At 50.7% G+C, this 22,321-nt stretch carries 19 protein-coding genes; 9 read left to right on the forward strand and 10 right to left on the reverse strand.

The genetic code is table 11. The annotated features are described in order from the left end of the window. A partial coding sequence (locus LLG96_11495; protein ID MCE5250833.1) for a hypothetical protein occupies positions 1–835 on the forward strand: 835 nt, incomplete at its 5' end. Between the two features lie 13 nt (positions 836–848). Next, positions 849–1,406 (forward strand): hypothetical protein, encoded by a 558-nt coding sequence (locus LLG96_11500; protein MCE5250834.1) that lies wholly within the window; start codon positions 849–851, stop codon positions 1,404–1,406. Positions 1,407–1,606: 200 nt separating this feature from the next. On the opposite strand, the gene LLG96_11505 is transcribed toward LLG96_11500, so the two are convergent. The 6 genes from LLG96_11505 to LLG96_11530 all read right to left on the reverse strand — a co-directional run bounded on the left by LLG96_11505 (position 1,607) and on the right by LLG96_11530 (position 9,158). Further along, complete coding sequence (locus LLG96_11505) at positions 1,607–2,743, reverse strand: MFS transporter (protein MCE5250835.1); 1,137 nt, start codon at positions 2,741–2,743, stop codon at positions 1,607–1,609. A 109-nt stretch (positions 2,744–2,852) separates the two neighbouring features. Continuing rightward, positions 2,853–3,908: a sugar phosphate isomerase/epimerase gene (locus LLG96_11510; GenBank protein MCE5250836.1), complete on the reverse strand. Its 1,056-nt coding sequence runs from the start codon at positions 3,906–3,908 to the stop codon at positions 2,853–2,855. A 96-nt stretch (positions 3,909–4,004) separates the two neighbouring features. After that, positions 4,005–5,165: a Gfo/Idh/MocA family oxidoreductase gene (locus tag LLG96_11515; protein ID MCE5250837.1), complete on the reverse strand. Its 1,161-nt coding sequence runs from the start codon at positions 5,163–5,165 to the stop codon at positions 4,005–4,007. 67 nt (positions 5,166–5,232) lie between these two features. Further along, positions 5,233–6,549, reverse strand: a complete 1,317-nt coding sequence (locus LLG96_11520; protein ID MCE5250838.1) for a Gfo/Idh/MocA family oxidoreductase — start codon at positions 6,547–6,549, stop codon at positions 5,233–5,235. 98 nt (positions 6,550–6,647) lie between these two features. Further along, positions 6,648–7,379 carry a hypothetical protein gene (locus LLG96_11525; protein MCE5250839.1) on the reverse strand — a complete coding sequence of 244 codons (732 nt, stop codon included), beginning with the start codon at positions 7,377–7,379 and terminating at the stop codon, positions 6,648–6,650. 1,011 nt (positions 7,380–8,390) lie between these two features. Beyond that, entirely contained in the window at positions 8,391–9,158 is a 768-nt protein-coding gene (locus tag LLG96_11530; protein ID MCE5250840.1) for a hypothetical protein, read from the reverse strand. A 411-nt stretch (positions 9,159–9,569) separates the two neighbouring features. Between LLG96_11530 and LLG96_11535 the strand changes: the two genes are divergently transcribed. The 3 genes from LLG96_11535 (at position 9,570) to LLG96_11545 (ending at position 13,247) form a co-directional block, all read left to right on the forward strand. After that, entirely contained in the window at positions 9,570–10,751 is a 1,182-nt protein-coding gene (locus tag LLG96_11535) for a M20/M25/M40 family metallo-hydrolase (GenBank protein MCE5250841.1), read from the forward strand. A gap of 111 nt (positions 10,752–10,862) precedes the next feature. Continuing rightward, positions 10,863–12,044: a M20 family metallopeptidase gene (locus LLG96_11540; protein MCE5250842.1), complete on the forward strand. Its 1,182-nt coding sequence runs from the start codon at positions 10,863–10,865 to the stop codon at positions 12,042–12,044. A gap of 21 nt (positions 12,045–12,065) precedes the next feature. Further along, positions 12,066–13,247, forward strand: a complete 1,182-nt coding sequence (locus LLG96_11545) for an ArgE/DapE family deacylase (protein MCE5250843.1) — start codon at positions 12,066–12,068, stop codon at positions 13,245–13,247. Positions 13,248–13,297: 50 nt separating this feature from the next. Here LLG96_11545 and LLG96_11550 read toward each other — a convergent pair whose 3' ends face one another. Next, entirely contained in the window at positions 13,298–13,972 is a 675-nt protein-coding gene (locus LLG96_11550; protein MCE5250844.1) for a CYTH domain-containing protein, read from the reverse strand. A 442-nt stretch (positions 13,973–14,414) separates the two neighbouring features. On the opposite strand from LLG96_11550, the gene LLG96_11555 reads away from it, so the two are divergent. The 4 genes from LLG96_11555 to LLG96_11570 all read left to right on the forward strand — a co-directional run bounded on the left by LLG96_11555 (position 14,415) and on the right by LLG96_11570 (position 19,568). Further along, a complete protein-coding gene (locus LLG96_11555; GenBank protein ID MCE5250845.1) occupies positions 14,415–16,925 on the forward strand; it encodes a CotH kinase family protein in 2,511 nt (836 codons plus the stop codon). Positions 16,926–17,045: 120 nt separating this feature from the next. Further along, positions 17,046–18,095, forward strand: a complete 1,050-nt coding sequence (locus tag LLG96_11560; protein ID MCE5250846.1) for an HlyD family secretion protein — start codon at positions 17,046–17,048, stop codon at positions 18,093–18,095. Between the two features lie 2 nt (positions 18,096–18,097). Continuing rightward, the gene (locus LLG96_11565) at positions 18,098–18,868 is read left to right on the forward strand and encodes a polyphosphate polymerase domain-containing protein (protein ID MCE5250847.1); all 771 of its coding nucleotides are present in this window, start codon (positions 18,098–18,100) and stop codon (positions 18,866–18,868) included. Between the two features lie 25 nt (positions 18,869–18,893). Then, complete coding sequence (locus LLG96_11570; GenBank protein ID MCE5250848.1) at positions 18,894–19,568, forward strand: DUF4956 domain-containing protein; 675 nt, start codon at positions 18,894–18,896, stop codon at positions 19,566–19,568. Positions 19,569–19,754: 186 nt separating this feature from the next. On the opposite strand, the gene murD is transcribed toward LLG96_11570, so the two are convergent. The 3 genes from murD to LLG96_11585 are packed head-to-tail and all read right to left on the reverse strand — an operon-like array spanning position 19,755 to position 22,311. Further along, complete coding sequence (gene murD / locus LLG96_11575) at positions 19,755–21,143, reverse strand: UDP-N-acetylmuramoyl-L-alanine--D-glutamate ligase (GenBank protein MCE5250849.1); 1,389 nt, start codon at positions 21,141–21,143, stop codon at positions 19,755–19,757. Positions 21,144–21,176: 33 nt separating this feature from the next. Further along, on the reverse strand, positions 21,177–22,013 hold the full coding sequence (locus LLG96_11580; GenBank protein ID MCE5250850.1) for an HDOD domain-containing protein: 837 nt from the start codon (positions 22,011–22,013) through the stop codon (positions 21,177–21,179). Continuing rightward, the gene (locus tag LLG96_11585) at positions 22,006–22,311 is read right to left on the reverse strand and encodes a hypothetical protein (protein ID MCE5250851.1); all 306 of its coding nucleotides are present in this window, start codon (positions 22,309–22,311) and stop codon (positions 22,006–22,008) included. Before LLG96_11585 ends, LLG96_11580 begins: the two co-directional genes overlap by 8 nt. Positions 22,312–22,321: the final 10 nt, after the last annotated feature.

Here is a 22,321-nt window from a genome sequence, read left to right on the forward strand (position 1 = left end):
TTATTATGCAGGAGTTAAATATGGTGAGTTTGATTTGGATAAAATACTTGAAAGTATTTCCTTTAAAAAATCTGAACGCTATTACATAGGAATCAAAGAGGAAGGGGTATATGCAATTGAACAATATATACTTGCAAAACACCATATGAACGCACAGGTTTATCGACATAGAATAAGGGGTATTACCGACCAGATGATTATTCGAGGTATCGAATATGCAATTCAAGAGGGTGACAAAAAGTTAAAGCAGCTTTTTTCTTTTAAAAATGATGATTATTTTATTAAAGAATACATTAAATGGGATGATTTTTCATTAATGAATTATCTACTTAAAAGCAAAATTACCAAAACGAAAGAAATATTTGATATGTTATCCCAAAGGAAACTATTCAAAAGAATATACAAAAAGTCAATATATGATATAGATGATGATGCCCTAAAACAAATTAAATTCCAGAGAATGCTTCAAAGCATCGATTTTGAACTTTTAAAAGAGAAAGAAAAGAAAATTGGAAATATCAAATCGTTGAATTGTGATAAAGATTTTATTATTATTAATGTTGTGTCAATTAGTAATCCTTTATATAGGCTTCCTTCAAGAATGACAAATGATGAAGAAATTATTGTTATTTCAGATGATAAAAAAAACAAATCAAATCATAATAAAACAATTAAGTTAATGGATATTCCGTGGTCGATAATGGGATCAATAGCTATAGAGGATAAACATCAATATTTAGAAGTATATGCTCTTTGTGATCCTTTTGAAATAATGAAAAATGATAAATATTTGGATAGATTAGAAAAAGATATTTCAGAAATTCTTCTTAATTGAAAAGAGCATACATATGGACACTCTTAGTATTATTCTTGCATATTTTGTGAATGAAAAAGACAATATTAATGTTGGTCGTACACTTTTACAGAAAAAAATATTTTTTCTCAACGAACTCATTGATGGACCTATCAAATATATTCCTTATTATTATGGCCCATATAGTTTTGAAGTAGCTCAAACAATAAATAATTTAGTATCATCAGGAGTTATAAAAGAAAAAAAAGAAATTTATGATACCAATACTACTCCATGGGGTGAAGCAACACGATATTCATACTCAATTGACAGTGATTTAAAAGAGACAATTAATAGTTTTTTAAAACAAATTCTTGGAAATGAAGAATATGAAATATTGAAAGGAAAATTGTTCTTTATCAATTCAAAGAATGATTCGAATGATTATCAGGCTTTGTCAATAGCCGCAAAAGTATTTCAAATACTAAAAAATAAAAATACTATAAGAATTTCTGAATTTTCATCTGAAGCAAAAAAGCTTAATTGGAAGTTAAATTCTAAAGAAGTAGAGAAAGCTTTAAAATTTATAAAAGAAATTGATTTGATTCAATAATCCAATATAACTTGCAGTAATATAGTATTATTTACAAGTTTTAATAAAACATATGATAATTCCGTCTTTATATAAAACATAGTGCTCCCGGAACCTTTCCTCTCCGGGAGCACTGACCTGAAGCGTTCTCCTCTCCACTTCAATAATTCATTGCAACTGTCAATCGGTCATTATTTCAGCCTGTATCCCATCCTTCCCGGTCACACCCTGCCCATGATGATGGCGATGATGAAGAGAACGAACGCGGCGGCCATCCCGATCATGAGGCTCTTGCGGATGGTCATGCCCTTCGAGAAGGAGCCGATTGCCGCGGGGATGGTGGTTCCGCCGAGCAGGCCCACGGCGAAGATGATTCCGAACGCGCTGCCGTAGAGGGACGAGTCTATCTTAGAGAAGGTTACTCCCACGATGGTCGGGAACAGCGGCCCGAAGGCAAAACCGGTGATGAGAACGAACAGCGCCGCCGGCAGTTTAGATTTTGAGGCAACCATGAATCCGATCGACACGGTCGCCACGAGAGCGAGCAGTGTAATAATCCATGCGCCGATCTCGGGGGTCACAATTGCCGAGTTGATGAGCCGGGCAGCGAGAAGAGCGATCCAGAAACCAGAGAGGACCATGTTCGCGGATTTTCCCTCGAATCCGACGCTTGTCAGGTATGTTGTAATGAATCCCCCCATCGATACCTCGAGCCCGATATAGCAGAACAGGGCAAGCGCGGACACGATGATCACCGGGTTCGACAGGAGCCCGAACGCGCTTGCTACCGCCTGTCCCAGCGTGACACCGGTCTTCTCGATTGACGGGTATCCGGCCGTTACAGCGAATATCACCGGGACGAGCATGATGAACGCTATCACCATGCCGGTTCCCTTGTACCCCATCTTACCGAGCAGCAGGCCAATGAGAAGCGGGGTGATGAACGCCCCGACACCGAAGAACACGTTCCCGAAATTCGAAGCGGCAGTGGGATTCTGTCCCCCGAACAGCACCATCGGGATGAGCGTATTGCCGAGATTGAGGCACATGGCCCCGATGCCGAGCACGACACATGAAAAAACCGCCATGCCGTACGTTTTTGCCGAAATGAGCATGAACACCGCTATGAAACCGAGCACAAAACCCATGATTGCGATGGGTTTATACCCGAACATGTCCACGAGCGGGCCGAAGGCCAGAACGACGAAGATACTCGTAAACATCAATGCGGAAATCAATTTACCGAACTGGGCGTCATCGATTTTCAGCACCTTGGTCAGCTCGAGCTTGAGCGCGCCAAGCACCGAAAACGCGATGCCGAGTCCGAAAACACTGAGTAATGCAACGGTCTGGATCATAATACAGTCTCCTCACCATGCCTGATTGTTGAGCTTCCGGCTCCCATTGCCTGCTCGAATTCAGGGAAACCGAAGGCTCCATTCCTGTCAACCGAACGCCGGCTGCATATCACTGGAGCCCGAGAATCCTCCGGTTCATCGCCTCATCGGCGCCCGTTCCGGCGAAATCGTCGAACGCTTTCTCGGTGGTTCGTATGATATACTGGCTGATGAACTCGGCGCCTTCCACCGCACCCTGTTCGGGATGCTTGAGGGCGCACTCCCATTCGAGAACAGCCCATCCGGGGTAATCGTACTGGGCAAGTTTACTGAAAATTCCCATGAAATCCACCTGGCCGTCGCCGAGCGAACGGAACCGTCCCGGCCTGTCGACCCATGACTGGTAACCGCCGTACACGCCCGAGCGCCCGGTTGGATTGAACTCGGCATCCTTGACATGGAACGCTTTGATGAATTCATGATAGATGTCGATGTAAGCCAGATAATCGAGCTGCTGGAGCACAAAATGGCTCGGGTCGTAGAGAAGGCATGCGCGCGGGTGGTTTCCGGCCGCCTCGCGGAACCGCTCGAACGTGACACCGTCATGGAGGTCCTCACCCGGGTGAATCTCGTAGCACACATCCACTCCCGCATCGTCGAAGGTATCGAGAATAGGTTTCCAGCGTTTCGCCAGTTCTCTGAAGCCCGTTTCGACAAGGCCCGCAGGACGCTGCGGCCAGGGATACATGGTGTGCCAGAGCAGCGCGCCCGAAAATGTCGGATGAGCGTTGAGCCCGAGGTTACGGCTTGCCTGCGCACAGAGCTTGAGCTGTTCGACCGCCCACTCGGTGCGGGCTTTCGGGTTACCGCGGACAGCTTCCGGCGCAAAACCGTCGAACAGGGCATCATATGCCGGATGTACCGCAACGAGCTGACCCTGAAGGTGCGAGGAAAGCTCGGTTATATCGACGCCAAGAGTTTTCAGCTTCCCTTTGAGCTCATCGCAGTACGTTTTACTTTCGGCCGCCTTACGGATATCGATGCAGCGGGTATCCCAGGCCGGGAGCTGTACTCCGACATAGCCGAGGTCCGCCGCCCACTTCACGATATGTTCGAGCGTGTCGAAGGGCGGTTTGTCCCCCATGAACTGCGCGAGGAAAATTCCGGGGCCTTTTATTGTTCTCATATGTCTCTCCTTTCCTTGTTGGCATATTCCGGTGTAAAAAAACAGTCCGGATTCAGAGCGGGCGAAGGGCATAACCACCGACCGCAACAGCTTTCATCACCAAGCCTTGAAGGGAACCCACTTCCTGTCGCTCCTGCCCGATTCCACGACGGTCTCGATGAATGCCATGCCGCGGACGCCGTCCTTTACCGACGGGAAATCCATATGCTCCGGTTTCGGCTTTCCACCGTCAAGAATCGCCATGAGGGCAAGAATATAGTTACGGTAGATATTGGCAAACGCCTCGATGAATCCTTCCGGGTGCCCGGCCGGAATCCGTGAATTTATCCTCGACCGTTCCGACAGGTACGGGTTGTTAGTCCGCAGCAGCTCGGCGGGTCGGTCCATCCATTTCGCGATGAGGACATTCGGGTCCATCTGAACCCATTCAAGGCCGCCTTTCTCGCCGTACACACGGATTCGCAGGCCGTTTTCCTCCCCAACGCTGATCTGGCTGGCGTAGAGGATTCCGCGGGCGCCGTTGTCGAAGTGCACCAGCACATTGCCATCGTCGTCGAGCACGCGGCCCTTGACGAAGGTGGTAAGGTCAGCGCAGAGCTCGGTTATTTTGAGGCCGGTGATGTACTCGGCCAGATTTTCGGCATGCGTTCCGATATCCCCCATGCAGTTGGCTATGCCCGAACGCTTCGGATCGGCGCGCCATTCGGCCTGTTTATAGCCGGTGTCCTCGAGTTTCGTTGCGAGCCATCCCTGCGGATACTCGACCACGATCTTGCGGATTTTACCGAGCTTGCCCGTTCTCACCATCTCGCGCGCCTCTTTCACGAGCGGATAGCCGGTATAGTTATGGGTCAGGCCGAAGAGAAGGCCGGTTCTGTTGACAACCTCTTCGAGCTCCTTCGCCTCGGCAAGGCTGAATGTCATGGGTTTATCGCATATTACCGGAAACCCGTTTTCAAGCGCCATTTTTGCCGCCGGGAAATGGAGGTTGTTGGGGGTCACGATGGAGACGAAGTCCATGCGCTCGCCCGCAGGAAGCTTCTTTTCACGGTCGATCATCTCTTTGTAATCACCGTACACCCGTTCCGGCGGGAGGTACAGCGCCTTTCCCGATTCTTTCGACCGTTCGGGAGTGCTGCTGAAAGCCCCGCATACCAGTTCGCAGTGACCGTCCAGCGCGGCGGCCATACGGTGTACGGCTCCGATGAAGGCTCCCTTGCCGCCGCCGATCATTCCCATTCTGAGTTTTCTGTTCATAGCACACTCCTGATCATGATACATGAGCAGACAATCCGTATACGTTTCAACCGGTTCAACCGGTCGGTCATGTCATATTGAGCGTCCAGGGACTCCTCATCGCCCGTGATAGCATCCTGTCCGCTTCCGGATCGTTGACAAAGCGCTCCGTGTCGGGATTCCATTTCACCTTTCGGCCAAGCTGCATGGATATGTTGCCGAGGTGACCGATCGTAATCGACCGGTGGGCGACCTCGATCGGAGTGATTGTCAGCTCACGCGAACGGACACAGTCGATGAAATTGGCATAATGATTCTCTGATTTATAAAGATGAATTTCATCCTTGCCGATTACCGTGGTAAGCAGCGATTTCGGCTCCGCATCGAATTCCGAACGGCTTACAAACACCCATCCGTCGGAGCCGATGAACTTGACTCCCTGCTTGTTGTCGGGACGTGTGTTGTTACCGACATCCACGACGATCCCGTTCTTGTATGTGCAGACGAAGTGATACTCGGTAGCCGCGTTCCAGAGCCCGTCACGGGGGAAATTGCCCTCTCCCTCGACCTCGACAGGCCCGGTATATTCGGTACCCATTCCCCACTGGGCGATATCGCAGTGATGTGCCGCCCAGTCAGTGAGCTGTCCGCCCGAATAGTCGAGTATCCAGCGGAAATTCCAGTGACACCGTTTCTCCGTATAGGGCGCCAGGGGAGCCTGACCGAGCCAGAAATCATAATCGAATCCCTCGGGCACCGGCATTTCGGGCTGTGAGCCAATGGCGCTTCCGGTGGGCAGCCCCACATAGATTTTCTTGAGCTTGCCGATACGCTCGTTGCGGACAAGTTCACAGGCGGTCCGGAAATTGGCGACCGACCGCTGCCAGCTCCCCGTCTGCCACACGACGCCGTTGCGGCGTACCGCATCGGACATGGCGCGCCCCTCCGCTATGGTAAGGGCGAGCGGTTTTTCGGCGTAGATGTCCTTTCCGGCGTTCGCCGCCATGATGGCGGGTATCGCATGCCAGTGATCGGGCACCGCAATCGATATGAGGTCGATATCCTTACGATAGATGAGATCCCTGAAATCGTTGTAATGATCGCAGCCCTTATAACGGCCGGACAGCATTTTTTCGGCGTACTTCTGCTCGACGATCTCCTTGGCGTTGAGACGGTGAAGCCGGTCGACATCGCAGACTGCAACGACCTGTACGTCCTCTCGCTCCAGAAAGTTCTTCATGTTTCCGGTACCCATGTTGCCCACACCGATGCATCCCATGGTAAACCGGTTGCTCGGAGTGTTCTGCCCGAACACCGTCGAAGGAACAATATACGGAGCACCGATGGCGGCAACCGAAGCGGCCTTTAAAAAATCACGGCGCTGTATGCCCTTTTTCCCGCTCATGTGTATCCTCCTGAAAATGATATATCACAATTAGTTATATTCCATCCATATTGAACATGCTGCCATGTAACGCTCTGTTGACCGGTCGATATCGTTTGCTATTTTTTTGCGCCGAACGTATCCGCCCAGAGCAGAAGACCCTGGGTTGCCGCACGGTTGACATCGGGATCGGTGGTCTGCCTTGCCCGTGCAAGCGTTTCCTGCGATTTGCCGTCGCCGATTTTGGAGAGCGCATGGATTGCGGCAAGCGCCACCTGTTTTGCTTCTTTTTCCTTGTCCTTGTCCTCGAATTTCCTGTCGGAATAAAAAACGAGCTTGCCGATGGCATCGACGCTCTGACGGTCATCACGTTCACCGAGGGAGTTGATGATACCGATCAATGCCGCACCCTCGGCCGTTTTCAAGCCGTCGCGAAGGGCATTCGACGCTTCGGGGGCGGGATTAGTCTGGAGAGCGTAACGGGCCATGTCGGATGTTTCCTTCACAGTCAACAGTTTCGCAAGGGCGGGCACCGATTCTTTCGTGCCGATAATCTTGAGCTGACGGCAGACAAAGTCCTTGCACTCCAGTGTCGCCTTTTCATTCCCGAGCTCCCTGATGAACGCCTTCTCGAGCTGTGACCGCCCGCCGGCATTGCCCGTCGATGCCCTGACAGCATCTGCAACCTCGGTCAGGGCCTCGCGGCTGTCTCCGAACTTATATGTTTCGCATTTTTTCAGCGCAGCTTCCCAATCGGCTGCCGCAACCGGTATAACCGCTGAAAACAGAAATACAACCGTCAGAATCAGTCCCGACGCCATCCCTGTCAGGGATGCACTTCTTCTGTTCATATCCATTCAACCGCTCCTTGAGAAATAAACCCGTATCATACATGAATTTCGCTCCAGTCAGCGATAACTCAATGAATTGAGCTCCATTCATCACGTATGAAAGGGAAATTGTTTATACAACACCTCGTTATGTTTTCTGAGCCTGTGGAGAGGAAACGACCGGTTTACATCTTTTCACAATCATGCTCCCTTATAATGGAAACAGGGGGACATAAAGTCAATCAAAAACATCTGGCAATCCCTATTTTTTAAAAAACACTTTTTTAATAATACGATACTTTCCTTTGCGCGCCCAAAGGAAAGTATCCAAAGGAAAGGGCGCCCGTGAAAAGCTTTTATCCTCATTCGCTTCACTGTTTTCGGGAAGCGCAAAACTTACACATCTTCGATGTGCTCGAACAGTTGCGCTTCTGTTTCCGAAAACCGCTCGTTCATTCGGGGCTTTTCAACGGGAATAATATTCACCAATCAATAGTATCCGGTTAAATTTCATTTCAATTTGCATAATGTATTGAAAACACTATGGTTTTCAATGAATCTCCACAATTTTCAATGTACTATCTCTTATTCTTTACAACGGCCCCCTTCGGCGCTTACGCGCCTGTTTCCCCCGAAGGGAGCACCATAGTGTGGTGCTTGCAGTTATGTCCTGCCCCCTTGAGGGGGAAGGATGTCACGAAGTGACAGAAAGGGGCTTTTTAAAAAACTTGACCGTCAGTTCTGTTCACCAATATTAAAGGTCTATATTTTATTCATAATCAACGTATTGCAATACATAACAATACTATTGACTTTTCATGGTCACCAGAATCAAAAACATGGTGTTTTCAATACCATGGGGGTTTGGTAAAAAGAATACTGCGCAGGATATGGTGAATCGTGTCTGGAGATGATGGTTTTACGACATAAAAATACGAATCGGATTCGGTCAGAAAACAAAAAACCGGAATCCCATTACACTGTATGGGAATTCCGGTTCCATGTTCAATAGTGAACCGCTTCGGTAAACGGTTACTTCGACTTTGTTTCACCCTTGAGCACTTTGAGCGTTTCCGTGGCTTCGAGCCTGACCTCGTAGGTTCCGCCTGAATCCTTGTGGGCATCGGTTTTTTCGATGTTCTCCAGGACAGGTATAACGGAAGCGTCGCCGAAGCTTCTCATCGCAACAACCGTATAGATTCTCACATTAACATCTTTGTCGGTGAGATTGGCTTTCAGACGGTCACGAATCATATCCCTGTCTTTCTGGGCAAAGATTTTTCCGGATTCGTCCAACTGGGACATTTTATGGAGTGTCAGAGCGGCCCGTCCCCGTGTATCGGCGCTCGCGCTCTTGAGCGAGTCGACTACCGCGGGTATCACCGATGGCCCGATAGCGAGCAGGCCCTGCGCAACAAACGGGTTGCCGCCGCCCCACATGACGCTCATGATGGTGAGGAGCATCGGTTTTGTCCGCTCGTCGCCGGTCATGCTCAGAACCTTGATGATATCGACGATATTCCAGCGCTGATCCTCCGCGAGTTTCAGCTCTTTCTTTGCAGCCTCGATAAGCGCCGGAACAGCGGGTTTCAGCGCGGCTTTCCCCTTGGCTTCGTACATGTCGGAAAGCTTGTAGAGCACCTCGGCGACCGCATCGGGATTGTCGCCTTTCAGTTTCTGGGCATCGGCATCGGTGAATGTATCATTCTCCGCCGGGTAGACGGTTCCCGGAACAGCAGTAAAAACGCACATCACCAGTACAACCAGTAAAACACCTGCAAACGAAACGTTTTTTCTCATGGTACTACTCCACTCCTTTACAGACTTCTTTATCGTGCAATATAATATGTCCGGAAATCATGAAAAACAGGAACACGGGCAAAAAGCGCCCTGTTCAAGGATACATAAGAAATGATTTAAAAAAACCGGTATAGATAATCAATATATAGATTATTGTATCATGAATCAAGAAAAAAAGCCAAACCTGTGCCTTCCTCCCATATAAACCCTGACACCGTATCAACAGTATTCAGTTGTTCCGTTTCGGAACTCCGGTGAACTCTTTTAAATAAAGGTATGAACAGGTTTACAGAAACAGACGTTTTTTCTGTAAAGGTTATGCTTGTATTTCAAAACGCTCTGAATCATATTACGACATTTATAAATTTTCGCTGCAGATTGATCGTTACTATAAAAAAGGGGTAAAGCATTATGGCCGATAGAGATCGTCTTTTTGATCTTATCGATGACGAGGAAGTAATCCAGGTGACCCATGACATGGTTGCCATACCATCGGTAACAACCCACGAGGGGCGGGGCATGCTCGGATTCATGGAACAGTGGTTCGATGATCTCGGCATCCCGTACCGTGAATATGAAACCGAAGACAGAAGAGCGAATTTCTTTGCCGATTTCGGTGCTGTAAGCGGCCCCGGCCGGTTTATATTCAACGGTCACCAGGATACGAAACCGGTGGACGGCATGACAGTCGATCCGTTCGGCGGCGTGATCAGCGACGGGAAGATGTACGGCCGCGGCGCATGCGACATGAAATGCGGCCTTGCGGCGATTCTCTGCGCTTTCAAGGCGCTCGTCCGTGGTGGTTTCAGACCCGCCCGGGGTATAACCTTTTACAGCGACATCGAGGAGGAATTCGGCGGCCCCAATGGCATGACCCTCATGATCAGTCGCGGCCTGCTGGAGGGTTACGAAGGTTTGATCTCCTGCGAGCCGACAAACCTCGATGTTCAGATCGGGGACAAGGGAGGGCTCACGACCTGCTTCGAAACGATCGGGAAATCGGCCCATTCCGGGCTTGCCCACCTCGGAATCAACGCCATACAGAACATGGCCCTGTTCATAGGGGAATTCCTCGAACTGCCCTACCTGAAAAAAAAGAATCCCTATTTCGGCATGAGCACCATCAATTTTGAAAAAATCGACGGCGGACTCTACCTTTCCGCAGTACCAGACCGCTGCACCGTATGCGTCGATTCTCGTCTTATTCCGGAAACACCGATCGAGGAAGTGAATAAGGAAATCACCGACCTCATGGAGCGGCTCAACCGCGAGCACGGCATCAATATCCGTGAAATCGACCCGCCAGCAAGCTGGCGTCCCCGCAGGGGAGGTATCTCATCACAGCATATTTCTCCGGATCATGAGCTTACGAAACGGGTAATCCGCGCGGTCTCGGCGGTTACCGGAACGAAAGCAACCGTTTCCGGGTGTCCCGGCGCAACAATTGCGAGCCAGATGATTGTGCGCGGCACACCGGCGATAATCTGCGGTCCGGGTGCAATCGAGCAGGCGCATACCGAAGACGAATGGGTCGACATAACGCAGATACCCAAAGCCGCCCGAATCTATGCACTTCTTATGGCTGACATGTGAAAACAGGATATTTTTTCACCGGATGACCGGGAACGTATTATATTGGAATAAGTAACTGATTTCTGAAACTGGGATTCTCAATGTACATATCTCAAGAAGGATGCACCTGCCATGCCCCACATTGATAAACTGCTTTCATTGCTCGATGACGACGAAATCATCCAGGTCACCCGCGAGATGGTGGCCATACCCTCCATCACTCACCATGAGGGAATGGGGATGGTCAACTATCTCGTGAAATGGTTCAAGGACCTCGGCATCCCTGCCCGTCTCTATCCCTACGACGAGGACCGCTCGAACTTTTTCGCCGATTACGGTACAACGAGCGGGCCGGGCCGGTTCATGTTCAACGGTCATCAGGATATCAAACCGGTGGACGGCATGACTGTCGATCCGTATGCAGGAGAAATCCGCGACGGCAGGATGTACGGGCGCGGAACCTGCGATATGAAAGGCGGTATCGCAGGGGTGCTGTGTGCATTCAAAGCGCTCGTCCGGGCAGGAGTCAAACCGAAGGGCTGCATAACGCTGTTCAGCGATATCGAGGAGGAATACGGCGGTTTTGGCGGATATTACTGGGCACGGGACCGTGGATTGTTCGAAGGCTGCGAGGGACTGATTTCCTGTGAACCCACCGAGCTCCAGATCCAGATCGGCAACCGTGGCGCCTTCGCGACGAGCTTCGAAACAAAGGGCCGTTCCGCCCACTCCGGACTGGCGCATCTCGGAATCAACGCCATCCATAACATGGCGCTGTTTATCAACGAGTACCTCAAGCTTCCATACCTCAAGGTCGAAAATCCGTACTTCGGCAGGCCAACGGTCAATTTTGAAAAAATCCAGGGAGGACTGTATCTCTCCGCGGTGCCGGATCGCTGCCAGGTATGCGTCGATTCACGGCTCATCCCTGAAACCCCGCCGTCGCTCGTTCAGAAACAGGTGGACGAGCTCATGAGCCGTCTGAACCGTGAGCACGGCATCAACATCAGCGAGGTTCCCGAGCCCGAAGGCTGGCGCGCCAGAAGCGCCAAAAACGGCGCCGCATCCATTTCACCCGATCATCCCTTTACGCAACGCGCGGTCAGGGCTTTCAAACATGCGCTCGGCGTCGATCCGGTTATCGGCGGCTGCCCCGCGGTCACCATCGCCATGGTGCTCATCGAAATGGGTATTCCGGCCATCATCTGCGGCCCCGGCTCGATTTCCAAGGCGCATACCGCGGACGAGTTCATTCCGGTCGATGAACTCCTCAAAGCAGCCCGAATCTATACCGCTCTCATGGCCGAAATGTAATCCGGAAGGGAGAAATTTTTCGTGGCGGATATCGAAAAACTGTTCAGCCTGCTCGATGAAGACGAACTCGTACAGGTGACCCGCGATCTCGTGGCTATCCCGTCCATCACCCACCATGAGGGAATGGGGATGGTCGATTATTACGTGAAATGGTTTGGGGATCTCGGAATACCCGTACGCATCTATCCCTTCGATGACAACCGCGCGAACTTTTTTGCCGATTACGGCTCTGCTGACGGCCCCGGACGGTTCATGTTCAACGGTCATCAGGATATCAAACCGGTGGACGGCATGACTGTGGACCCCTACGCCGGAGAAATCCGCGACGGGAAGATGTACGGCCGCGGCACCTGCGACATGAAAGCCGGGCTTGCTGCGATACTGTGCTCGCTTAAAGCACTTGTCCGCGCAGGAGTGAAACCGGCAGGCGGTATCACCTTTTTCAGCGATATCGAGGAAGAATACGGCGGAAAAGCCGGATACTACTGGGCGAAGGATCAGGGTCTCTACAACGGTTTCGAAGGAATGATCTCCTGCGAGCCGACCGAACTTGAAATCCAGATCGGCAACCGGGGGTGTTTCGTCACAAGCTACGAAGCGAAGGGCAAATCAGCTCACTCCGGCCTGCCGCACCTCGGAATCAACGCAATCCACCATATGGCCATGTTCATCTCCGAATTTCTCAAGCTGCCATACCTCCAGGTCAAAAATCCGCATTTCGGGAAACCGACGGTCAATTTCGAGAAAATCGACGGCGGCCTCTACCTTGCCGCCATTCCCGACCGGTGCCAGGTCTGTCTCGACTCACGGATCATTCCCGAAACACCGCCCGAGGTTGTACAGAATCAGGTGGACGACCTTCTGGAACGACTCAGCCGCGAGCACGGTGTCACCATTACCGAGGTGCCGGAACCGGAAGGCTGGCGTGCAACAGGCGGCAAGCTCAAAGCGGAATTCATCCCGCATAATCATCCCCTTGCTCTCCGTGTGGCGGACGCCGAACGTAAAGCTCTCGGCCGTAAACCGGTCATCAGCGGCTGCCCGGGAGTCACCGCGGCGATGGTTTTCATCGCCATGGGCATTCCCGCTGTCATCTGCGGGCCGGGATCGGTCGCGCAGGCTCACACCGAGGACGAATACATCGAAGTGGAACAGATACCGAAAGCCGCCCGTATCTATACCGCGCTCATGGCGGGCATGTAACCGGTGATTCGTTAAAGTCCGTTCGCAGGAAATGCGCTGTCCCGATGCTTTCAGTACATTCCGCCGACAAGCTCCATTCCGAGGATATACTTCGAGGGTCCCGCTTCTTTCAGATCGAACCGTTCATTGAGCCATTGTCCGATACGGTTAAGGCCGTTTTCCGCTCCGGCCAGCGATTCGACCTCCAGCTCCAGAACCGCTGCCTTCCCTTTCGCACCGCAGAAGGTGACATCATCGAGCACAAGTTCGTAGTCCGCTTTTTCACCGCCGCGGGCAAGAAGTATGACTCGCCGGTTGTTGACCGATTCGAGGCTCCTGAACAGGTTCACGATTCCGATACGGTCAAAAAGCGCACTGACAGGCGGCAGGTCGGGAAGATGCCCGTGAACGATGTCCTCCGCTGTCGCCATGGTTTCGGCTTCGACCTCTATTCGGCGGAAAAAGCCCTCGCCGGAGGGAGCCTCGGCCTTGAGCGCAAGCACCGAGCCATGCCCGGTTGTCCGGAGCCTGAAGACGATTTTTTCGCGGCACATCCGGTAATCGACGGTGTCAAAGTAGGTATCGGTGTGACGGATTATTCCCTGATCCAGAGTCCGCCATGAGGCGATTTCATCGAGCGCCGCGATACGGTCGAATACAGTCCTGTCCGTCACGGTGAATTTGATTTCGGATTCGATGGCCATACAGCCGTTTTTCTCCCCTCTCCTTTTATTTCCTCTGTCCATCAGTTTGATCACCGGACAACACTTGTATTCTATATATAGAGCGACTGCAGCGCAAGGTGTTTATACCTTTATGTCTGACAGGAGATGATGAGATGCTCGACATTGCTGCTATTACGAACTTATTTTAATTCCTCAAAAATTCTCAATGCATATAATAAATATATTAAATACATACAGTTACGAATTAGTATAATTCAAGTATTACAAAAGTTAATATTCAGTGAAAAAAATGATAGAGAATCATTAAACCATTTTTATTAGTCGTGAGTCGAAATTAACGAGTGAGATTTACCACAGACAATGCCATGTACTGTAGTATCGGCATGAACATCTTTGATCTTTTTCCAAAAAAAACCGATGATTGCATGGTATGTTTTTTTCGAATCCCCATGATTTGCCAGTGGATACATGAAATAAAATACCGTTTGGAAGGGTTGCTGTCATGAACCGTATCAATCTTCTGTTATTGTTGATATCAGTATTGGTCTATCCATGCGCTGCGGATGCAAAGGATGGTGTATTTCTGGAATACATGAATTTATCCGATGACGGCCTCATGACACTGCATGGTGGAGACACCGTATCGGGATTGTATCAGGAAACCGAGTTACGAACCATCTATCTTGAGTTCGCCCAGGCAAACTGGTGGCAGCTGCTCACATGGAACTATATAACCGATACCGATATTCCTGCCAATCTGATTTTTGAAGGGGTGACATATCCGGGCGTCGGTGTGAGATTCAGGGGAAACACATCGTACATGATGGTCATGAATTCGTTGAAAAAAAGCTTTAACATCACGATCGATTATACCGACCCCGATCAGAAGCTCATGGGTTACAAAACGCTCAATCTTCTCAATTCGAATGCCGATGCCTCTTTTCTCCATGAAGTTCTGTTTTTCACCATCGCCCGTAACTACATCCCATGCCCCAAAGCCAATTTCGTCAAACTGGTCATCAACGGCGTAAATTGGGGAGTATATATAAACAGCCAGCAGGACAATTCCGACCTTATCGATGAATGGTTCCTGAGCGATGACGGCGATCGATGGAAAGCCGTTTCCGGCGGAGGTATAGCCATGAATCCGCAGATTCCGGATTCGTTGAGGACTAATCCGCAGATTTTCGGCTTGAATAAAGACGCCGAACGTCCCAATCAGGGCGGAGGGGGAAATCCGGGAGGCGGTTTTGCCAGCGGGGAAAAAGCGCTCATGTGGCTGGGCAGCAATACGTCGGCATATCAGGCGGCCTATGAACTCAAGACCGCACATTCCGCCGATCCGTGGGCATCTCTTATCAGAACCTGCGACATTCTCAACAATTATCCTCTCGAACAGCTTCCCGATTCGCTGGTCACCGTCATGGATGTCGACCGGTGGCTGTGGTTTCTTGCGGTCGAAAACGTATTTGCCGATGACGACGGTTATCTGGTGAAGGGGGCCGATTATCTGCTGTACTTCGAGCCGGAATCGGGGCGGCTGCACCCCATTGAGCACGATGGCAATGAATCATTCCTGGCGCGCTCCGTCAATTTGAGTCCTTACGATGGTGAAACCAACGTCAACCGTCCCGTCATAAGCCGTCTTCTGGCAGTACCCGAATTCCGTCAGAGATATAACGCCCATGTGAGAACAATAATCAGCGATTTTCTCGACTGGGCGGTACTGGAACCGAAGATTTCGGCATACAGGGCATTGATCGAAGAGGAAGTAAAGGGGGATTCGATAAAATTATATTCCGACAGAGAGTTCGAAAACAGCTTTACCCAATTGGAGAATTTTGTGACATCACGGCGCAGCTACCTGTTGAGTCTCAATGAAATCAACAGGCAGGCGCCGGTAATTATTTCGGTAAGCTGCGAAAATGTCAACGGTAACAATAATTCCGCTCTCCCCCTGAATTCGGTGGCTGTGACAGCCACAATTGGCGGCGCGGTTGTGACGGGGGAAGTGAATCTCTATTACGCCTCAGGGCTTACGGGGCCATTCCTGCACAGCAGGATGTTCAATGATGGCGCTCATGGAGACGGAAAAGCCGGAGACGGAACATGGGGCGGTTTCATCCCATCATCCTTAACGGGGGCTGCTGTCCGCTACTATATTGAAGCCCGTGCTTCCGATGATGCCGGGACAACCGCTTATTCACCATCTGGGGCCGAACACGATGTGTATTATTACTCAACAGCCGTAAAAGTCGCTGAGGACACACCGGTCGTGATCAATGAATTCATGGCTTTGAACAAATCGACGATTCAGGATCCGCAGGGTGATTACGATGACTGGATCGAGCTCAAGAATGTCAGCACCCGGGAGGTCGATCTTACGGGAATGTACCTGAGCGACTCTCCCGGCAATCCCAGGAAATGGGCTTTCCCCGAAGGAACGACGATTTCTCCGGGAGCCTGGCTGATAATCTGGGCCGACGAGGACGGCGGCGACGAGCCCGGGCTTCACGCCAATTTCAAGCTCTCGGGTGACGGCGAATCGATTCTCCTGGTCGATACGGACGATCGGTCGAACCAGATTCTCGATTCGGTCGAATATGAAACTCAGGAAGCGGATATTTCATACGGCAGATATCCGGATGGCGGAGATGCGTTTATCACCCTGTCGGCTCCCACACCTGCATCGGCAAACGAATCGAACCCGTCGGATATCGATGAATCGACACCGCAGGATTTCATTCTCAAACAGAACTTTCCCAATCCGTTCAACAACTCCACGATGATAAGTTTTACGCTGCCTGAAAAAGAGTTTGTCGAACTGGACATATACAGTGTTTTAGGTCATAAAGTCGGTACAGCGGCCCGCGGTTACTATAATGCGGGAAGCCATAATGTTACCTGGGACGGAAGAGACGAACGGGGAAACGAGCTGGCAAGCGGGATATATTTCTACCGCCTCAAAGCGGGGATTTATACGAAAACATGCCGGATGATGTTCCTGAGGTAGAACTTTTCCGGACGCTCCCTGATAACCTGCTCCGGCACCGTAACTTAAAGAACGGAAACAGCACCGGGTTCGTCACGAACACCATTGTATCCGCCCGAACCCTGGAAAAAGAGAATGATTATGCTGCGTTTTATAATAACCATAACAATTGTCGTGACCATTGCGGCGATTCTTTATGCCGTACCGGTAAAAATTCCCTATTCCATCGAAGCCCCCGGAAAGATAGTCCCGCTGAAGGAATGGATACTCGTTCGGGGCGAGGATGGTCTTCTCTCGGCCACGCTTTATAACAATGTTCTCAATCTTCCCGAGAGTTACAGCATCACGCATGTCGAGAGAGGTGATCATGTCACCTTCAGGCTCAACGAAAAATTGATGTCCTGCGAATCGGTAGCCGCAGGGGATACTGTCGGATTTGTCAATTCACATAATGTGGAACTCCAGTGGGCACAGCTCAGGGGAGAATTATCGACTGAACTTGCCACGCTCAAGCTCTATGAGACCGGAGACAAAGAATCTCTTGTCAGGGAAGCCCGATTCCAACTGGATTATGCTCAGAAGCAGGTGGAACACCAGAAGACAGAGATTTCACGTCTTGTCTCGCTGGCCGAGAAAAAAATGATACCCGAAGCGGACATGGAACGCGAGGAAACTACCCTGAGGCTGCTGGAAATCAATACCGATATAGCCAAAGCCCGGCTCATCACGGCTCAGACCGGTTCCAAAAAAGAGCAGAATGACCTGGTGCGTGCACGCATCACGGCTCTTCGGGACGAGATCGACGTTCTGGAAAAGCGGCTGCGCCTGTCAACGATAACATCGCCTATTTCCGGACGTCTCGTTCGCTTTTCACGGAGCGACACGCTGGCAGTCGTACAGTGCGATACACGCTATGCGGTGGTTTTTCCTGCACGATGGGAGGATCGCACCGACATCGTTCCGCATCAGCGGGTCAGGTTGTCAGTGGAAGGTCTGGAAACTCAGCCCGAGGGTGAGATCGAGCATCTGTGTCAAAACGTATTTGTGGTTAACGGCCGCCAGCTCCTGCGTGTTGCCGCTGTCATCGAAGAAGGAACAACGGAGCTCTCGCCGGGTGTGATAGCGAACTGTTCAGTTATATGCCCGCCGGTGAGACTGTATGAATATATATTGAGATATTTCGGACAATAACAATGGGCCGTCTTGAATATAAATACCTCGTTCCGGTTGAAAAACTACCGGAACTTCGCCGCGCATTCTTACCTTTTATCGAGATGGATGAATATATGCCGAGTGAAACCGGTGAATACAGTGTTCACAGTATATACTTCGATACCCTCTCCCTCAATTGCTATTACGAAAAGCTTGCAGACATTCAACATCGTAAAAAAATCCGTGTCCGGGGATATAACAACCAGTCCGGGGATTCGCTCATTTTCCTCGAAATAAAGCATAAAAAAAACAAATCCGTGACTAAAAACAGGGCGTCGTTCCTGTTCAGGAATATGGAAGCCCTGTTCAACAGCAGGGATATCGGGAGATTCATAAAAAACGGTGACGGAACATCACGTGCATACGAAGACGCCAGGCTGTTCTTTTACCAGATCGGCAGACATTCCCTGTTCCCGGTCATCAATATCCATTATGAGCGCGAAGCCTATTTCTGCAGATTCAACAAATCGCTGCGGATTACATTCGATAAAAACATCAGGAGCACAGCTTATCCGGATATTAAGGATTTATTCAAAGAAGACAGAATTCTCTATTCCAAGCGGGGTTTTTGTGTTCTTGAAGTGAAATTTCATGACTTTTCCGGAGATGTGCCCGGATGGATCGGAGAGATACTTGAACGTTTCGATCTGAAGAAGACATCCGTTTCGAAGTATACAATAAGCCTGGACACCCATCAGATACCTAAATGCTCTGCCTCATATTTAATTTCAAAGTTCGTTTATACCGGCTAATTCGAAACAAAGGAATTATGTATCCATGAACGGAATCCAGGACTTGAACAACCTTATTCAATTTTCGCTTAATCCGGGCCAGTTTATCAGGAATCTCCTCATAGCGCTGATATGCGGTTTTCTTATTTCCCGTTTTTACCGCTGGACCTCGAAACCGTCGAATAACGCGAAAACGTTTGTAAATTCATTGATTACCCTGACCATGATCACAGCCGTGGTCATCATTGTTATCGGGAACAATCTTGCCCGCGCATTCGGCCTGGTGGGCGCCATGTCGATAATCCGCTTCCGGACAGCGGTGAAGGACGTTCAGGATATCGTGTTCATTTTCTTCAGTCTTGCTATCGGAATGGCTTCGGGCATCGGTTTGCTGATGATATCTCTTGTCGGCACGGTCACTATCGGTATGGTAATGCTCGGAATTGCCCATGTACAATCATACACGCACATGAAAAGGAACTATCTGCTTCAGTTTTCCATACCCGCACAAGCCGACAATGATGCACCGTATCTCAAGATATTCGAAAAATTCTGCGCCAAACATCATCTCATCAATATGAAATTCTCCGAATACGACGATCATTTCGATCTCTCATTCTATATCAAGTTAAAAAACCAGAATGAACGGGACAGTTTTATCGTGGAGCTATCCCATATCGATGGAATGAAAAACGTCAATCTCCTGTTCGAAGAAGAATAAAGCGGCACAGAAGGACTAATTTCGATAAAAAACCCCCGATGTCTGCACCGGGGTGAATGTACATTCTACTGAAACTTTTCCGGCATCTTGCCTTCTGACATGCCGCCTGCTGCACGGGATACAAAAACTCACCAGGTTGTGCCCGAATTCAGTTTTTGGCAGTTTGCCACCTATCTGCTTCTGTCACTATGAAATTCCGTCAATATAATGTCTCACAAGCTCCCTGAAAGCATCGCCCCGCTCGACGTAGTTGTTGAACATGTCGTACGATGCACACCCCGGTGTCAGCACGACGATATCCCCGGCGCCCGCCCGCACGACGCAGGCATCGAATGCGTCCCCGAGGGTCGGATATATGTCAGATTCCACACCGGCGTCTTCGAGCGCCCGCGCAATCATCGGGGCTGTGACTCCGATGAGCGCTGCCCGGAGGACATGCCCCGACACACGGCGCGCCATTTCCCCGAACGAAACTCCCTTGTCATAACCGCCGAGAATGGGAATGACCGGACGGTCGAAGGATGTTATCGCCGCTGCCGCCGCTTCGGGAGTGGTCGCTTTGGAATCGTTGTAGAACAGCACCCCCGAACGTTCCCCGATAAACTCGATCCGGTGGGGCACTCCCCGGAAAGCGGTCAGACCCCGTACTATCGAGGCGTCGTCAACGCCCAGCTCGAGCGCGCATGACGTTGCGGCCATCGCGTTGAGGATGTTGTGCCTGCCGGGAACGAGAAGCTTCGATGTGTCGAGGATACGGCGGTCCTGCACGCCTGTGCGAACCACAATCCAACCGTCGAGCAGGGTCACACCGTCCCCTTCAAGCGCCGTGCCAATCCTGATGAGCTTTCCTTTCACATGGCCGCGGAGCGAAGCCGAGCCGGGGTCGTCGCTTACGAGAATGGCGCAGTCGTCAGGTGTCTGGTGATCGAGGATGACCGCCTTTGCCGCGCGATAGTCATCGAAGGTGGCGTGACGGTCGAGGTGGTTGGGCATGACATTGAGCACTGCGGCAATATGGGGACTCCATGACATCTCGTCGAGCCATTCGAGTTGAAAAGACGATATCTCGAGAACGACACGGTCTCCGGGTTCGATGCGTTCTATGTCGGACAGAAGGGAGCCGCCGATATTGCCGCCAATCCAGAACCGTTCCTCACACTGTTCGAGAATCGACTGTATCATGGATACGGTGGTGGTTTTACCGTTCGAGCCGGTGACGCCGCATACCGGTGCGGGACACTGTTCCACGAAAAGATTCAGCTCCGTTGTGAGGATGGCTCCCGCATTCCGGGCGGCGGTAACATATGCGGAATCTCTCCGGACGGCGGGGCTTGCCACGACGATGTCGGCGCCGGTGAAGTCGTTCATCTCGTGCCTGCCGAGCACAAACCGCACTCCGAGATCGTCGAGAGCTTTAACCGAATCGCCAAGATTTTCAGCGGTCTTCAGATCGGTAACCGTGACACGGGCGCCCCGGAGCGCCAGATATCGGGCAGCACCGATACCGCCGCCGAAACTCCCGAGTCCCATGACGGTCACCCGCTTATTCCTGAGATCGTCCGATGTTTTTTTCATTGGACCAGCACCGTGACAGGAAAAACCATGATTTCATATGATGAGCGGTTTTAATTTCATGTTCATGATGGTAAGCACCATGTCACGCAGTTCGGTATTCGTAAAACCGAGTATATCGAGCGCCTTTTCCGACATTCCGTGTATTTTCTCCCATGGCGGTCCCGAATAGTTGACCGCCAGCGCGAGTACATCCGCGACATGGATGACCGCGGTCTTACGGGCATGATAATGGGCCGGATCGAACCGGTGGTGTTTAGCCACCGAGTCTGAAATGTTTTCGGGAAGCTTCCATTCCTCGAGTGTCCAGCCGCCCACATCGGCGTGGTCGATATCGAAAAGCTCCCGCTCCCCGACGAAGATGGGTACACTGTGGTCGATGGCATACTGGCGGGCTTTAAGGTATTCGTTGGGGAAGTACATCTCGAGAATAAAGGCGCCGATGTCATGAAGGAGGCCGACAACGGCGATTTCCTCAATCTTGTAGAAATTCGCCTCCTGAGCGAGAAACCGGGCAATCTGCGCAGTCTGCGTGCAGTGGCTGAACAGCCGGTGGTTCCGTGTGCTCATCTGCGAAAGAATCGTGGAACCGAGCGCGAGCATCTTTATGGCGTTCCAGCCGAGAAGGACAACGGCGTGGGAAATCGAGGTGATTTTCCGCCGGAATCCGTAAGCGCTCGAATTGGCAATTTCAAGAATCCGCGCCGAAAATTCGGGGTCCATCTCGATAAGCTTCGCAAGATCGGTGAGCGATGTTCTGTCATCATTGGCCATCGTGATGATCGGAACGGCGAGCTTCGGGACGCTGGCAAAGCCCGGGTGGGAAGCGATGGTATCTTTCAGCGTTTCCCGTGTGATAAACGGTCTATCCACGGTCGGGTGTGCTTTCTTTCAGAATGTCTTTTATCCACGTTTTGATAGTCATCATGAACGGATCGTCCTGAACATAACTGAAGCGTTCGTCTATATTTCCGAATGTCGCTTCAAGCGTGTCATACCCGGCGATGGTTCTGCTTTCCACGGACAGCGTCGGGACTTTCAGGGTTTTCAGAATGTCGAGTATCTGTCGTGTGACAACCGTTCCCGCAGAAAACAGGGTAACCTTGTTGACAACAATATCATCTGTCAGAATATCACCTACAACAACGGAATCGAGTGTAATGACCGACACTGAACGATAC

Source organism: bacterium (assembly GCA_021372535.1).
Taxonomy (GTDB): domain Bacteria; phylum Latescibacterota; class Latescibacteria; order Latescibacterales; family Latescibacteraceae; genus JAFGMP01.